Origin of the sequence: Neisseria sp. HMSC069H12, assembly GCF_001812735.1 — a bacterium.
GTDB classification, from domain to species: Bacteria; Pseudomonadota; Gammaproteobacteria; order Burkholderiales; family Neisseriaceae; genus Neisseria; species Neisseria subflava.
Genome location: NZ_KV810242.1, coordinates 1 through 14,235 on the forward strand (window position 1 = coordinate 1; position 14,235 = coordinate 14,235).

General features: G+C 48.4%; 15 protein-coding genes. 9 read left to right on the forward strand and 6 right to left on the reverse strand.

Annotated features, from left to right (window positions below; genetic code table 11):
- Positions 1 to 85 precede the first annotated feature (85 nt).
- The 3 genes from HMPREF2872_RS01020 to tal all read right to left on the reverse strand — a co-directional run bounded on the left by HMPREF2872_RS01020 (position 86) and on the right by tal (position 3,154).
- Complete coding sequence (locus HMPREF2872_RS01020) at positions 86 to 820, reverse strand: LytR/AlgR family response regulator transcription factor (RefSeq protein ID WP_003686784.1); 735 nt, start codon at positions 818 to 820, stop codon at positions 86 to 88.
- 238 nt (positions 821 to 1,058) lie between these two features.
- Complete coding sequence (gene gluQRS / locus HMPREF2872_RS01025; protein ID WP_070630546.1) at positions 1,059 to 1,946, reverse strand: tRNA glutamyl-Q(34) synthetase GluQRS; 888 nt, start codon at positions 1,944 to 1,946, stop codon at positions 1,059 to 1,061.
- 152 nt (positions 1,947 to 2,098) lie between these two features.
- A complete protein-coding gene (gene tal, locus HMPREF2872_RS01030; protein ID WP_070630549.1) occupies positions 2,099 to 3,154 on the reverse strand; it encodes a transaldolase in 1,056 nt (351 codons plus the stop codon).
- 134 nt (positions 3,155 to 3,288) lie between these two features.
- On the opposite strand from tal, the gene HMPREF2872_RS01035 reads away from it, so the two are divergent.
- From HMPREF2872_RS01035 to raiA, 7 genes are all read left to right on the forward strand, one after another.
- The gene (locus tag HMPREF2872_RS01035; protein ID WP_070630551.1) at positions 3,289 to 4,263 is read left to right on the forward strand and encodes a KpsF/GutQ family sugar-phosphate isomerase; all 975 of its coding nucleotides are present in this window, start codon (positions 3,289 to 3,291) and stop codon (positions 4,261 to 4,263) included.
- 66 nt (positions 4,264 to 4,329) lie between these two features.
- Positions 4,330 to 4,866, forward strand: coding sequence for a KdsC family phosphatase (locus HMPREF2872_RS01040; protein ID WP_070630552.1), 537 nt, complete (start codon positions 4,330 to 4,332; stop codon positions 4,864 to 4,866).
- Positions 4,863 to 5,444: an LPS export ABC transporter periplasmic protein LptC gene (gene lptC / locus HMPREF2872_RS01045; protein ID WP_070630554.1), complete on the forward strand. Its 582-nt coding sequence runs from the start codon at positions 4,863 to 4,865 to the stop codon at positions 5,442 to 5,444. Before HMPREF2872_RS01040 ends, lptC begins: the two co-directional genes overlap by 4 nt.
- Positions 5,425 to 5,955 carry a lipopolysaccharide transport periplasmic protein LptA gene (gene lptA, locus HMPREF2872_RS01050; protein ID WP_049328829.1) on the forward strand — a complete coding sequence of 177 codons (531 nt, stop codon included), beginning with the start codon at positions 5,425 to 5,427 and terminating at the stop codon, positions 5,953 to 5,955. Before lptC ends, lptA begins: the two co-directional genes overlap by 20 nt.
- Before the next feature lie 71 nt (positions 5,956 to 6,026).
- Positions 6,027 to 6,761: an LPS export ABC transporter ATP-binding protein gene (gene lptB / locus HMPREF2872_RS01055; RefSeq protein WP_003679854.1), complete on the forward strand. Its 735-nt coding sequence runs from the start codon at positions 6,027 to 6,029 to the stop codon at positions 6,759 to 6,761.
- Positions 6,762 to 6,943: 182 nt separating this feature from the next.
- Positions 6,944 to 8,299, forward strand: coding sequence for an RNA polymerase factor sigma-54 (gene rpoN / locus HMPREF2872_RS01060; protein WP_070630555.1), 1,356 nt, complete (start codon positions 6,944 to 6,946; stop codon positions 8,297 to 8,299).
- A 49-nt stretch (positions 8,300 to 8,348) separates the two neighbouring features.
- Positions 8,349 to 8,663: a ribosome hibernation-promoting factor, HPF/YfiA family gene (raiA, locus tag HMPREF2872_RS01065; RefSeq protein ID WP_003679851.1), complete on the forward strand. Its 315-nt coding sequence runs from the start codon at positions 8,349 to 8,351 to the stop codon at positions 8,661 to 8,663.
- Between the two features lie 73 nt (positions 8,664 to 8,736).
- Here raiA and HMPREF2872_RS01070 read toward each other — a convergent pair whose 3' ends face one another.
- Both HMPREF2872_RS01070 and HMPREF2872_RS11915 read right to left on the reverse strand, forming a co-directional pair.
- On the reverse strand, positions 8,737 to 10,014 hold the full coding sequence (locus tag HMPREF2872_RS01070) for an AmpG family muropeptide MFS transporter (protein ID WP_283118951.1): 1,278 nt from the start codon (positions 10,012 to 10,014) through the stop codon (positions 8,737 to 8,739).
- A 257-nt stretch (positions 10,015 to 10,271) separates the two neighbouring features.
- Positions 10,272 to 10,445: a hypothetical protein gene (locus tag HMPREF2872_RS11915; RefSeq protein ID WP_224783520.1), complete on the reverse strand. Its 174-nt coding sequence runs from the start codon at positions 10,443 to 10,445 to the stop codon at positions 10,272 to 10,274.
- A gap of 911 nt (positions 10,446 to 11,356) precedes the next feature.
- Here HMPREF2872_RS11915 and ftnA (HMPREF2872_RS01085) point away from each other — a divergent pair.
- Positions 11,357 to 11,842, forward strand: coding sequence for a non-heme ferritin (ftnA, locus tag HMPREF2872_RS01085; protein ID WP_070630560.1), 486 nt, complete (start codon positions 11,357 to 11,359; stop codon positions 11,840 to 11,842).
- A 16-nt stretch (positions 11,843 to 11,858) separates the two neighbouring features.
- Positions 11,859 to 12,356, forward strand: coding sequence for a non-heme ferritin (gene ftnA / locus HMPREF2872_RS01090; protein WP_003686798.1), 498 nt, complete (start codon positions 11,859 to 11,861; stop codon positions 12,354 to 12,356).
- 171 nt (positions 12,357 to 12,527) lie between these two features.
- Here ftnA (HMPREF2872_RS01090) and pgi read toward each other — a convergent pair whose 3' ends face one another.
- On the reverse strand, positions 12,528 to 14,168 hold the full coding sequence (gene pgi, locus HMPREF2872_RS01095) for a glucose-6-phosphate isomerase (RefSeq protein ID WP_070630562.1): 1,641 nt from the start codon (positions 14,166 to 14,168) through the stop codon (positions 12,528 to 12,530).
- Positions 14,169 to 14,235 lie beyond the last annotated feature (67 nt).

The following is a 14,235-nucleotide window of genomic DNA, read 5'->3' on the forward strand; positions in this document are numbered from 1 at the left end:
GGGATTTTGCAAAGGTGTCAGGCCGTCTGAAAATATCTTTTCAGACGGCCTTTGATTTAAAGAGAGCCAATCAAGGAGCGCATTGTTAGATGCTGTTTTTAATGATTTTCCTTAGGGTGGACAGTTGTCGGCGGCTGACAGGCAACGGAGTTGGAATATCGAGAATTTTAGCACCCCATGTGGATGCGTATTCGTCGTTTTCGTCATCGTCCAGTCGAATCAGGCTGTCGAGGGTGTGGCGGAAGACGAGGGCATTGCGGTGGATGCGGATGACTTTATCGCCCAGCAATTCTTCCCAGTAAACCAATGTTTTCGGTAATTCGTAGCTGTGGCCGTCGCCGGTAAACAGATAGACGGTTTTGTGTTCCGCCATCAGGTAACGCGCCTGTTGCCATGGGATTTCAACCATGCGTTCGCGGTTGTACACTTTGAAATGGGTGAAACTGTCTGCTTTTTCGCGGTTTTTCTCGATGATGCGGTCAAGCGCGGTTTGCAGGCGGGTCATTTTGATTGGTTTGAGCAGATAGTCTGCGGCAGCCAGCTCAAACGCGCGCAGGGCGTGTTCTTCATAGGCTGTGGTGAATACAATTTCCGGCTGGCGCTTGGCGGTACGCTTAATGCGTTCGACAAACTCGAGACCGTCGATTTCCGGCATGCCGATGTCGGCAAAGACGATGTCAACTTCGTGGACGCTCAGCCACTCCAATGCTGGCATGGCATGGTGAAAGACGTTAAGCAGTACGACATTGCACTCTTCCAATAATACACGTAAGCGTTCTGCTGCTAATACTTCGTCTTCTACAATAATGGCACTTGGCATAGCGGTATTCTTTTTGTTGTATCGTGGGAGATCTGCCGCGTTTTGTCATCCTCAATAACGCGTCAGCCGTATGTTGTTACAACCTTGAAATTATCAGTTTGTGACAATTTTAGGAAATTTTCAAAATATACATGATTTTTCGCTTCTTGGGCATGGTTTGGGATGAACCGGAAGATTACTTACATAACTTTATGAAATATTGTAATACCTAGAGTAATTTTGTTGTAATCGTGCTAATTCAGTCTGTGATAATGGACGATTTTGGGATTTTGTCCATTTGCCAGTGTACCACCGCCCAATCAAGCAATTCCTGCGGACGGTTCACGGTAGGTGCATCGGGTAGGTTGAGGTAGGTTAGGACTTGGCGTAGGAGTTGTTCTTTTTGATTCAAATCCAAAGCCGGGGCAAGGGTTTGTTTCGACCATTTTTGCCCTTGATTGTTGGTCAATAGGGGAAGGTGGGCGTAGGCCGGTGTGGGAACGCCGAGGCATTGTTGCAGATAGATTTGGCGCGGCGTGGAAACGAGCAAGTCCTGACCGCGGACAATATGGGTTATGCCTTGATCGGCATCGTCGGCAACCACGGCAAGCTGATATGCCCAATAGCCGTCGGCACGAAGCAGGACGAAATCGCCGATATCGTGTGCCAGATTTTGTGCGTAATGTCCGACAATGTCGTCTGAAAAACCGATCATGCGATCAGGAACTTGAATGCGCCATGCCGGAGTTTTGTTTTGCGTGTCGGGTCTTTGCTGAGGATTGCGGCAACGGCCGTTATATACAAATCCGTCTGCGCCATGTGTTGCCGCCGCCTGCCAGTCTTTGCGGCTGCAATAGCAGGGATACACCAGCCCGGCTGTTTTAAGGCGGTCGAGGGTGTCTTGATATAGGTCGTAACGGCGGCTTTGATAGGCGACTTCGCCGTCCCACTCAAAACCGAAAGCTTCGAGCGTGCGCAAAATGTCGGTAGCGGCGCCGGGCATTTCGCGCGGGGGGTCAAGGTCTTCAATGCGGACCAGCCATTTGCCCTGATGAACGCGCGCGTCGGCATAGGAGGCAACGGCGGTCAGTAGGGAGCCGATATGAAGCAGGCCGGTAGGGCTGGGAGCGAAACGTCCTATATACATGGCAGGGTGTTTTTGTAGAGCAGGGGCAGTATGCCTGCACGGTGTTCAAATCGTGATAGAAAAGGGCGTGCCGTACACGCCCGAATTTGGGTTTCAGACGGCCTGAGACTTTTCAAAATGATTTAAGTTTCTCGGCCGTCCGTTCAATTCGCTTAAGCCAAGGGAGCCAGTAGTTTGGCGAAAGCATCTTCAAATTGTTTCAAACCGTCTTCCTGCAAACGAGTTGCCAAAGTTTCGATATCAATGCCGAGTTTGGCGGTTTCGGCAAGCTGCGCTTGGGCTTCGTCCACACCTTCGGTTAACGTGGCTTTGGCAGTGCCGTGGTCGATAAAGGCTTTGAGTGTCGCATCGGGAACGGTGTTGACGGTATGGGCGCCAATCAGGCTGTCAACGTACAAAGTGTCAGGATAGGCAGGGTTTTTCACGCCGGTAGATGCCCACAGAAGTTGTACGCGGTTGGCACCTTTTTCGGCAAGTGCGGCAAATTCGCTGCTGCCGAAGTATTGCGCCCAATCTTGATAGGCGGCTTTGGCCAGCGCAATGGCAACTTTGCCTTTGAGGTGATCGGGCAGGGTGGCGTCCAATGCGGCATCGACACGGGAAATAAAGAAGCTGGCGACAACTTGGATATGGGAAACGTCGTGTCCTGCCTCCAAACGTTTGGCAATGCCGCGCACGTAGGCCGCATAGGCTTTGAGGGTTTGGGCGCGGGAGAAGAGCAGGGTCAGGTTGACGCTGATGCCGTCTGAAACGAGGGTTTCAAGCGCTTCGATGCCTTCGTCGGTTGCCGGTACTTTAATCATGGCATTTTTACGGCCGATGGCAGCGTGCAGGCAGCGCGCTTCTTCAACCGTGCCTTGTGCGTCTTTGGACAATTCAGGCGAAACTTCGAGGCTGACGAAGCCTGTTTTGCCGCCGGTGGATTCGTGTTCGGCAAGGCACACGTCGCAGGCGGCTTGCACATCGGCAACCGCCATGGTTTCGTAGCGTTGTTTCGGGGTCAGGTCTTGCTGTTTGAGTGCGGCTACTTCATTGGCGTACAGCGCGTCTCCGGCAAAGGCTTTTTGGAAAATGGCAGGATTGGAAGTTACGCCACACACACCTTGTTTCAGCATTTCTGCCAATTCGCCGCTTTGTACCAGCGAACGGGAGAGATTGTCCAACCAGATTTGTTGTCCTAATGCTTTAACGTCCGATAAAATAGTCATCTCAGATTCCTTTTACATAATAGGTTTGTTTGTGAAGTGGCGGTAATGCTACGCCGATTCGATGAATTTGAACAGTTTACGGCTGATTAATTTGGGCAAAACAAACCTAAATTCAAGCACGAAAGGTAGCTTTGATGGCGGAAAACACACTTTATCTCGACTGGGCGCGTGATGTATTGAATACGGAAGCCGAAGGTTTGCGTGAAATTGCGGCGGCGTTGGACGACAACTTTGTCCGTGCGGCAGAAGCGTTGTTGCACTGCAAGGGCAGGGTTGTAATTGCCGGCATGGGTAAGTCCGGACACATCGGCCGCAAAATGGCGGCGACCATGGCTTCCACCGGCACGCCTGCGTTTTTCGTCCATCCTGCCGAAGCGGCGCACGGCGATTTGGGCATGATTGTCGATAACGATGTCGTGGTTGCCATTTCCAATTCCGGCGAAAGCGACGAAATTGCGGCGATTATTCCAGCGTTGAAACGCAAAAACATCACGCTTATTTGTATCACTGCCCATCCGACTTCGACCATGGCGCGCCATGCCGATATCCATATTACCGCGGCGGTTTCCAAAGAAGCCTGTCCGCTCGGCCTTGCGCCGACTTCCAGTACGACCGCCGTGATGGCCTTGGGCGATGCTCTGGCGGTGGTATTGCTGCAGGCGCGTGCGTTTACGCCGGATGATTTTGCTTTAAGCCATCCGGCCGGCAGTTTGGGCAAACGCCTGCTGCTGCGCGTGGCGGATATTATGCACAAAGACGAAGCTCTGCCTGCCGTTTTGTTGGGTACACCGTTGAAAGAGGCCATTGTCCGCATGAGTGAAAAAGGTTTGGGCATGTTGGCGGTAACCGATGCCGAAGGCCGTCTGAAAGGCGTATTTACCGATGGCGACTTGCGCCGTCTGTTTCAAGAACGCGATAGCTTTGCCGGTTTGAAAGTGGACGACATCATGCACGCTTGGCCAAAAACCATCTCCGCCGACCGTCTCGCCACCGAAGCTTTGAAAGCCATGCAAAGCGGCCATGTGAACGGTTTGCTGGTGGTCGAAGAAAACGGCGTACTGATTGGCGCGCTGAATATGCACGATTTATTGATGGCACGAATTGTCTGAAACGACGGCAAAAACGTTTTCAGACGGCCTTATGCTAGAATAGGCCGTCTGAAATAAGGAAACCTTATGCAAAACCTCTCTTCCGACCTGCAACAACGCGCTTTAGGTATCAAACTGCTGATACTGGATGTGGACGGCGTTTTGACCGACGGCCGCATTTTTATCCGTGACAACGGCGAAGAAATCAAGTCGTTCCACACTTTGGACGGACACGGTTTGAAAATGCTTCAGGCCAGCGGCGTGCAAACGGCGATTATTACCGGCCGCGATGCGCCTTCCGTCGGTATCCGCGTGAAGCAGCTCGGTATCAACTATTACTTCAAAGGCATTCACGACAAACGTGCCGCCTACGCCCAATTACGCGAACAGGCCGGTGTGGGAGAGCATGAGTGTGCCTTTGTCGGCGACGATGTCGTTGATTTGCCCGTGATGGTGCGTTGCGGATTGGCGGTCGCCGTCCCTGAAGCGCATTGGTTTACTTTGCAATACGCCCATTATGTAACCCGACGTTCCGGCGGCGCAGGCGCGGTGCGTGAAGTGTGCGATTTGATTATGCAGGCGCAAGGTACGCTTGAACCTGCTTTGAAAGAGTATGTACGATGAAAATCAGATGGCGTTACGGAATTGCCTTTCCGCTGGTGCTGGCCGTTTCACTCGGCGCATTGGCGGCGTGGCTCGGCCGCATCAGCGAAGTGCAAGTCGAAGAAGTCGTCCTCAATCCGAATGAGCCGCAATATTCGATGAAAGGCATCAACGGCAAACGTTTTGACCAAGAAGGCCGTCTGAAAGAAAACCTGAGCGCGGTCGATGCCGTCCAATATCCGAATAGCGCGGACGTGCATTTGGACAAACCGCATCTTTCGTTTTACCGCGACGGCAACCTGCTGTACGAAGTCGGCAGCGACAAGGCTGCGTACAATATTCAAAACAAAAAAGTCGTTTTTGAACAGAATGTTGTCTTAAACAAAGCGGCAGATGCCAAGCGTTTGGCCGGCATCGTCAAAACCGAGCGTTTAAATGTCGATACCGAAGCGCAATACGCCCATACCGACAGCCCCGTTACTTTCCAATACGGACAGTCCGGCGGTCAGGCAAACGGCATGACTTATGACCATAAAACCGGTTTGCTGAATTTCCCTTCCAAAGTGAAAGCCACAATTTATGATACAAAAAATTTGTAAAACCTTAGCCCTTGTTGCCGTTTTTGCCGCCAGCCCGGCCTTTGCCCTGCAAAGCGACAGCAAGCAGCCGATTCAAATCGAAGCCGACCAAGGCTCGCTTGATCAAAACAACCAAAGCACCACCTTTTCCGGCAACGTCATCATCAAACAAGGCACGCTCAATATCCGCGCCGGCAGCGTAACCGTTTCGCGCAACGACAAAAGCGAGCAGTTGATGAAAGCCACCGGCTCGCCCGTCAAATTCAGCCAAGAGTTGGACGGCGGCAAAGGCGTGGTCAACGGCCAAGCCAATACCGTCACGTATTCTTCCGCAGCCAGTCTGGTTACCCTGACCGGCAATGCCAAAGTACAGCGCGGCGGCGATGTGGCTGAAGGTGCGGTCATTACTTACAACACCAAAACCGAGGTTTACACCATCAACGGCAGTGCCAAATCCGGTGTGAAATCCGCCGCCAAATCCGGCCGCGTCAGCGTTGTCATCCAGCCGTCCAGCACGCAGAAAAACAAATAAGAAAACACACGAACAAGGCCGTCTGAAAAAGGTTCAGACGGCCTGAGGTCAATATCGAAAGTCAACAGAATATGAGCGCAAACAACAGCCGTCTTGTGGTTCAAAACCTGCAAAAAAGTTTCAAAAAACGCCAAGTCGTCAAAAGCTTCTCCCTTGAAATCGAAAGCGGCGAAGTCATCGGCCTGCTCGGTCCCAACGGCGCGGGTAAGACTACCAGCTTTTACATGATTGTCGGCCTGATTGCCGCCGATGCAGGCAGCGTGATGCTGGACGGCCAAGAGTTGCGCCACCTGCCCATTCACGAACGCGCCCGCCTCGGCGTCGGCTATCTGCCGCAGGAAGCCTCGATTTTCCGCAAAATGACCGTGGAACAAAATATCCGCGCCATTTTGGAAATCAGCATGAAGGACAAAAGCCGTATCGATGCCGAACTTGAAAAACTGTTGGCCGATTTGAACATCGAGCGCCTGCGCAACAACCCTGCGCCGTCCTTGTCCGGTGGCGAACGCCGCCGTGTCGAAATCGCGCGCGTGTTGGCCATGCAGCCGCGTTTCATTTTGTTGGACGAACCTTTTGCCGGCGTTGACCCGATTGCCGTCATCGATATTCAGAAAATTATCGAGTTCCTCAAATCACGCGGTATCGGCGTATTGATTACTGACCACAACGTGCGCGAAACCCTCAGCATCTGCGACCGTGCCTATATCATCAGCGACGGTACTGTATTGGCTTCAGGCAAGCCGGATGATTTGGTCAATAATGAACAAGTCCGTTCGGTTTACTTGGGTGAAAATTTCAAATATTGAATGCATATTTGACGGTAATCGTAAAACCGATTTCACACGAGGCTCTCATTTCAATTGAGGGTAGCTATAAATATTGAAATAATTACTAAGAATACAAATATAATACCGATAACCTAGTTTTTCAGACGGCCCTCCGTACAAAGGCCGTCTGAAAAACTATCCATACACTTCGAAAAAACACTATGTCTTCACTCGTCCTTAAACTCAAACAGACTCAGCAGCTCAACCAGCGGCTGCAGCAGTCTCTGCGCATCTTGCAGATGTCGGGTCTTGAGCTTGAGCGCGAAGTGGGAGACTGGTTATTAGACAATCCTCTGCTTGAGCGTCCGGAAACCGATGAGTTTGCCGATAGCGGGCTCAATCGTGCCGTCACCATGCCGCGCGCAGGTCAGCAGTTGAGCGGCGACGATGCCGAAGATATTTGGAGCGACATCGCCGAAGAAGAGGATTTCAAACACTATTTGCATGCCCAAGTGTGCGAGCATCCGCTCTCGCAAGTGGAAGCGGCCTATGTTCACGTCTTGATTGATTTTTTGGACGAACAAGGCTACCTCACCGACAGCCTCGAAGAAATCATCGACCACACGCCGTTGGAATGGATGCTGGACGAAGAAGCCCTGCAAAAAGCGCTGGATGTATTGCAAACCTTTGATCCGCCCGGCGTGGCGGCGGCGGATTTGACCGAGTCGCTCATGCTGCAGCTGATGCGTTTACCGGCTTCTCCTGCCCGACAAATGGCTGCGCATTTGGTGCAAAGTTCGCTTCAAGATTTAGGCAAAAACCGCAAACAAAACGTTCTGCGTTTCCGCAAACTCTATTCCGATACCGACAGTGAAACCATAGAAGCCGCGCTCGATATGATTGCAGAGCTCAATCCCTATCCGGCCTACGGTTTCGCCTCTGCCACGCCCACGCCTTATATTCAGCCTGACGTTTGGGTCAAAGAGGGTAAGGACGGCTGGGAAGTCATCAGCAACGAGGCGGCTTGGCCGAAGTTGCGGCTTAATCAGGAATATTGCGACCTGATGAAATCAGCGGAAGAGGGTGCACCGGAGTGGAAGGAAAAAATCAACGAAGCCAAGCAGCGCATTGATTCTTTGGAGCTGCGGAAAAGCACGGTCCTCCGCCTTGCCGAGTATATCGTCAAAAATCAGGAAGATTTTTTCATCTTCGGAGAAATCGGCCTGTCGCCCATGCTGATGAAAGATGCCGCCGCCGAATTGGGTTTGGCGGAAAGTACCATCTCGCGCGCCGCCAATCAGAAATATTTGTCTTGCCCGCGCGGCCTGTTTGCGTTACGCTATTTCTTCACACAGGCAGTCAATGCCGACGATGACGGCGAAGGGTTCAGCCAAGGCGCAATCAAAGCCGTATTAAGCCAGCTGATTGAAAGCGAAGACAGCAGCAAACCCTATTCGGACGAGACCCTCGTCAAATTATTAAAACAACGCGGCATTGAAATCGCCAGACGTACAGTTGCAAAATATAGAGAATCATTAGACATCCCACCGGCACACAAGCGAAAATTTACCGAGTAGATATATTCCGATCCGTTTTGACGGACTAATCAACCGAAGGAGCTGTATCATGAATCTGAAAATCACCGGTCTGAATTTTGATGTTACCGAAGCCATCAAAAACTATGTTTCCGACAAGTTGGCACGAATCAATCGCCACGCCGACAACATCATCTCTGTGACCATTACGCTCTCGGTGGAAAAAGTCAATCAAAAAGCCGAAGCCGATGCACATTTGGCAGGCAAAGATTTGCACGTTGAAGCGATTGAACAGGATATGTACGCCGCGATTGATGTTTTGATGGACAAGCTCGACCGCGCTGTTTTGAAACATAAAGAAAAAAGCGGCGATGTCCGCAGTACTGTCAAACCTGCTGCCGAATAAAGTTTTTGTATGATAAAGGCCGTCTGAACATTCAGACGGCCTTTTGTTTTACTAGAAGTTTTAGACTGGCAATCTAGTTACTCACTTTTTGACCATTCCATGGTGCCACTTTAAACAGCAGCAACATGCCCGGTATGCCCAAAGCAAAACACAGCCAGTAGAAATTAAAGTAACCCATCGCTTCAATCAGATAACCTGCCGAAGCATTGATAAATGTACGTGGAACGGCTGACAGGCTGGTAAAGAGGGCTAATTGTGTGGCCGTAAATGCAGGATTGGTTTCACGAGCCATATAGGCAACAAACGCCGCTGTACCCAGACCTACGCCCGCTGCTTCTGCACCAATCACAGCCGCAAGCATCATTTGCTCTGTTAGTGTGATGGCTTCGAATTTGCCAAAATTTGCCAACCAGGCAAAGCCTAGAATAGTAACCCATTGCGCCACGCCGAAAACCCATAATGCCCTGTTGATCCCGAGTTTCAACATCCAAATACCACCGGCAATGCCGGCAATCACAGCAGGCCACAGGCCGGCATTTTTGGCAATGAGGCCGATGTCGGTTTTGCTGAAGCCCATGTCCAGATAAAACGGCGTTGCCAGAGACGTTGCCATACTGTCGCCCAGTTTGTAGAGAAAGATAAACAGCAATACCAATATGGCCTGTTTGATTCCTTTGCGGGAGAAGAACTCACTGAAAGGGTCAGAGACTGTTTGGGTAAATGTACGCGACACAGATGGTGGAATGTCAGGCTCTTTAGCTAAAAATAAGGTCATTAGCAGACCGGGCAGCATAAATAGTGCAGTAATGATGAATACGTTGTGCCAAGGCATCAAGTCGGCCAAAATCAAGCTGAGTGAGCCAGGTACCAAAGCAGCAATACGGTAGGCATTGACGTGGATGGAGTTGCCCAAGCCTAATTCTTCATCTGATAAAATTTCGCGGCGAAATGCATCCAATACAATATCTTGGCTGGCAGAGAAAAAGGCGACCACCAACGATAAGCCCATAATTACATATAAATGCTGAGCAGGATTTAGGAAGGCGTAAATGAGCAAGGTCAGCAGTAAACCAATTTGCGTAACCAGCATCCAACCGCGTCGCCGTCCTAAAAAAGGTAATCTGACCAAATCAATGACGGGAGACCAGATAAATTTCCAAGTGAAAGGCAGCCCGATAAGTGCCATCAGGCCGATGGTTTTCAAATCGACATGTTCGCTGCGCAACCATGCCGGAATCAGGTTGATCAGAAAATAAAGCGGCAGCCCCGAAGTGAAGCCTGTAAAGATACAAATCAGCATACTGCGCGAGAAAATCTTGCGCCAAGTGCTGGTTTGGGGTGCAGTGGTCATAGTGGAATCAATAAAAAAGAAAAGGGATATTGTAGCAAAGATGGGGGATATGGCGAATGAGCTTCTGCTATCTTTATTGAATAAAGGCCGTCTGAAACTTTGACAAATTAAGTTTCAGACGGCCTTTTGTTGGAACAACTGGTTTGGCGGGCAACGGAGACTTCAGGACGGAAGAAGGGTTGCTTGGGTGTATTCATAAAATTGAAGTTAAGAAAGTTTCAGACGACCCCTAGAGATCGTTTGAACGATGAGAAATATCAGTGGTAATTTGTGCCGTCAGTGTAGCCGTTTCCTGATTTGTCCACAGCAAAAGCAGAAATCGGACCGACCGTTACTGTCCCTTTAGGCTGAGTTTCTTGGTAATACTCATATGCTGCAACACCCATACCAGTTGCAGCACCAACAGCAGCACCAATTGTGCCACCGACCATAATAGCTGGTCCGGCAGGAATACTGCCAAAAGCTATACCGACACCCAGACCAATACCTGCACCAATTGATCCTCCTATTTATGCACCATTTGCTCCTCCTTGAAGGATTCTCTCTCCTAAGCCTCCTCCATAAATTAGTTCCAGATCCTAAATGGATAGTTCAATCATGTTATTTTTCCTTTTCAAAAAAATTAGACATAGAATATTGAGTCAATACACCCAATATGGAAAAAATAATAAAAGCATGAATATAAATCATAAAATCAACATTATCTTCTTGGTAGCTTTCATAAATAAAAACGATCGGTATTGATATACAAATTAAAATATACAGGTACTTTGAAATTACCAGTAACTTATACACAAATTTTGATTTCATAGCCTAGTCTTTCATTTGAATAAAATCTACCCTAATCAACTTTCCAACTAACTTCCTAACTTCTTCATGCTTTCCCTGATTGAAGTTAACCAGTAGATTTTTCAACAATATGTATATTATGTTAAATAATAAATGGTAATTGTCACATTCAAATATTAAGGATAACCTACTTTGAAACTATATCGCTTTGATGCGTAATTCTATAAAAAACATTGAATTTTCATGTTTTCTATTTATCCAGTATTTTGGAGTTGATAAGTGAGAGCAAAAAACTTTGGAAATCTACGATTCTCCTTCCAACACCTTATCATTTCTCTAGAGAATTTAGGCAAAGGCGATATTGATAACTCATTTCATTAAATGGAACCAAATGAGAATGATTTATTTATAAAATCCTTTTAAATTAATGGGTTACAATAAAAATTGATAAAATAAAATTGACTATTCTCAATAAAATGAGTAAAATTCATCCGCAAATACAAATTTTGTATTGTGATACATCTATTAACCGCATTAAGAAAAGGAGTTAGTTATGCTAAGTAAGTCAATTACAGCAAAATTAAACGAACAAATTAATCTCGAGTTGTATTCATCAAATGTCTATTTGCAAATGAGTGCATGGTGCCATAAACATGGTTATGAAGGCGCTGCAGCATTTTTACTTCGTCATGCCGATGAAGAATTGGAACATATGCAAAAGTTGTTTACTTATGTGAGCGAAACCAGTGGAATGCCTTTGTTAGGTAAAATTGACGCCCCTAAACACGATTACGCTTCATTAAAAGAAGTTTTTGAAATAACACTTGAACACGAAAAACTAGTGACATCTAAAATTAATGAGTTAGTTGAGAGTACTTTTGCAGAAAAGGATTACTCTACTTTTAACTTCTTACAATGGTATGTAGCTGAACAGCATGAAGAAGAAAAATTATTTAACAGTATTGTTGATAAATTCAAACTTCTTGGTGAAAGTGGTACAGCGCTCTACTACATTGATCGTGAATTAAAAACTTTATAAGAATAGGAGAAATAAAATGTTATCAAATAGCGTGATTAAACTATTAAATGATCAAATGAATTTAGAGTTTTATTCTTCTAACTTATATTTACAAATGAGCGCCTGGTGCGAACAACAAGGTTTCGAAGGAGCTGCAAAATTTTTATCAGAGCATGCGGCTGAGGAAATGCAGCATATGCGTAAACTCTTCACTTATTTAAATGAGACCGGCGCATTGGCTATCATCACACAAATTGATGAACCACCTCATCAATTTTCATCATTGAAACAAGTACTTGAATTAACTTATGAACATGAAAAGTTAATTACCTCTAAAATCAATGAATTAGTTGGTAGAACTTTTGAAGAGAAAGACTACTCTGCCTTTAACTTCTTACAATGGTATGTGGCTGAACAACATGAAGAAGAAAAATTATTCAGTGGAATTTTGGATAAATTAAATCTTCTTGGTGAAGATGGTAAAGGTTTGTTCTTAGTTGATAAAGATTTAGGCGCATTAACAACAAACAACTAATCAAGTCTGATGAAAAAGGCTAAGTCATTATCGATTTAGCCTTTTTTTATATCAAAATCTAGCTACTTTTGTCTAAAAGTGCGGTGCTTTAACGGTTCATTCTTACCGCCGATTAGGTTTTGAAATGCCCGTAAGACAGGCAGATATGCTTGTCTTACGGGCATTTTATTTTCAGACGGCCTTCGATCTTGCGTTGCAGTTGCGGTAGAAGGCGATCAGACCGTTGGTGGAGCTGTCATGTGCCGGCGTGCCGCGTTCGAGTTCGGGTTCGATGGTTTTGGCCAGCTCTTTGCCGTATTCCACGCCCCATTGGTCGAAGGGGTTGATACGCCAAATCACACCCTGTACGAAGGTGCGGTGTTCGTAAGCCGCCATCAGCATGCCGAGGTTGAAAGGTGTCAGGCTGTCGATAAGCAGGCTGTTGCTCGGACGGTTGCCGGGGAATTCTTTTTGCGGTGCAAGGCGGTCGCGTTCGTCTTGGGGTAGGGCGGCCAACTCGATTTGCACTTCGTCTAAGGTTTTGCCTTTCATCAGCGCTTCGGCTTGGGCGAAGGCATTGGCAACGGTAAAGCGGTGTTGGCGGTGGTTGCCGTAGACTGTAGTCATGGGGACGATAAAGTCGACGGGAATCAGACGCGTGCCTTGGTGCAGAAGCTGGAAGTAGGCATGTTGGCAGTTGACGCCTTCATCGCCGAAGACAATGCCGCCGGTGGTGCAGGAAACGGGTTGGCCGTCTGAAGTACGCTGTTTGCCGAGGCTTTCCATATCGAGTTGGTTGAGCCATTGGGTAAAGAGGCGCATGTTGTGGCTGTATGGGACAACGGTTTGGCCGTCTGAATGTTGGAAGTTGTTGTACCAAACGTTGATAAGTGCCATCAGGACGGGAATATTGCGGCGGAATGGCGTTTCGAAGAAATGGGTATCCATTGCGTGTGCGCCGGCCAGCATTTTGCGGAACGCTTTTTCACCGACGGCAACCATCAGCGGCAGGCCGATAGGCGACCAAACGGAATAGCGGCCGCCGACCCAGTCGGACATGGCGAAGACTTTGTCGGGGGAGATACCGAAGTTTTGGGCTGCGGCCACATCGGCGGAAATGGCGCAGAAGTGGCGGTAGATGCCGGAATCAGGCAAACCTGCATCGCGATACCAAGTGCGCGCCGCATAGGCATTGAGCAGGGTTTCCGGCGTACGGAATGATTTGCTGGCAATGCTGAATACGGTGGTCTCGGGATTGAGGCCGAGAAGGGTTTGAGTCAGGTCGGCATCATCGGAGTTGCTGACAAAGTGGACGCGGATGTTTTGCCAATAGGGTTGCAGCGCCTGTGTGGCCATGCGCGGACCCAAGTCGGAGCCGCCGATACCGATGTGAACCAAGTCGGTAATCGGTTTGCCGGTAATGCCTGCGTGGGTGCCGTCTAAAAGTTGGCGTGCGAACTCGAGTGCGCGGTTGAGTTCGTGATGAACATTGGGCACGATGTTTTCGCTGTCAACGTAAACAGGTTTGGCATTGGCAGGCAGGCGCAGGGCAGTGTGGAGGACGGCGCGGTGTTCGCTGGTGTTGATTTTTTCACCGCTGCTCATGGCCTGCATATATTGTGGCAAATCGGCTGCTTCGGCCAGTTTGCACAATAAATCAAGGGTGTTTTCATCTAGGCGGTTTTTACTGTAATCAAATAACAAACCGTGCAGAATTTCGTGCATATTGTTGAAACGTTCGGCATCTGCGGCGAAGCGTTCGCGCAGGGTAACGTGTTGAGTATCGGCATGATAGGCTTCCAAGGCCTGCCATGCGTCTGAGTATGCGGACATCTCGTTTCCTTAGTATGTAACGGTAAACAAGCAGGGTATCTATTTTCTGCTTTTTGTAGTTGTTTGT

What these genes read in the sequence shown, in the direction of transcription:
- HMPREF2872_RS01020 (WP_003686784.1), bottom strand. Translation starts at nt 820, where the DNA reads ATGCCAAGTGCCATTATTGTAGAAGACGAAGTATTAGCAGCAGAACGC.
- gluQRS (WP_070630546.1), bottom strand. Translation starts at nt 1,946, where the DNA reads ATGTATATAGGACGTTTCGCTCCCAGCCCTACCGGCCTGCTTCATATC.
- tal (WP_070630549.1), bottom strand. Translation starts at nt 3,154, where the DNA reads ATGACTATTTTATCGGACGTTAAAGCATTAGGACAACAAATCTGGTTG.
- HMPREF2872_RS01035 (WP_070630551.1), top strand. Translation starts at nt 3,289, where the DNA reads ATGGCGGAAAACACACTTTATCTCGACTGGGCGCGTGATGTATTGAAT.
- HMPREF2872_RS01040 (WP_070630552.1), top strand. Translation starts at nt 4,330, where the DNA reads ATGCAAAACCTCTCTTCCGACCTGCAACAACGCGCTTTAGGTATCAAA.
- lptC (WP_070630554.1), top strand. Translation starts at nt 4,863, where the DNA reads ATGAAAATCAGATGGCGTTACGGAATTGCCTTTCCGCTGGTGCTGGCC.
- lptA (WP_049328829.1), top strand. Translation starts at nt 5,425, where the DNA reads ATGATACAAAAAATTTGTAAAACCTTAGCCCTTGTTGCCGTTTTTGCC.
- lptB (WP_003679854.1), top strand. Translation starts at nt 6,027, where the DNA reads ATGAGCGCAAACAACAGCCGTCTTGTGGTTCAAAACCTGCAAAAAAGT.
- rpoN (WP_070630555.1), top strand. Translation starts at nt 6,944, where the DNA reads ATGTCTTCACTCGTCCTTAAACTCAAACAGACTCAGCAGCTCAACCAG.
- raiA (WP_003679851.1), top strand. Translation starts at nt 8,349, where the DNA reads ATGAATCTGAAAATCACCGGTCTGAATTTTGATGTTACCGAAGCCATC.
- HMPREF2872_RS01070 (WP_283118951.1), bottom strand. Translation starts at nt 10,014, where the DNA reads ATGACCACTGCACCCCAAACCAGCACTTGGCGCAAGATTTTCTCGCGC.
- HMPREF2872_RS11915 (WP_224783520.1), bottom strand. Translation starts at nt 10,445, where the DNA reads ATGGTCGGTGGCACAATTGGTGCTGCTGTTGGTGCTGCAACTGGTATG.
- ftnA (WP_070630560.1), top strand. Translation starts at nt 11,357, where the DNA reads ATGCTAAGTAAGTCAATTACAGCAAAATTAAACGAACAAATTAATCTC.
- ftnA (WP_003686798.1), top strand. Translation starts at nt 11,859, where the DNA reads ATGTTATCAAATAGCGTGATTAAACTATTAAATGATCAAATGAATTTA.
- pgi (WP_070630562.1), bottom strand. Translation starts at nt 14,168, where the DNA reads ATGTCCGCATACTCAGACGCATGGCAGGCCTTGGAAGCCTATCATGCC.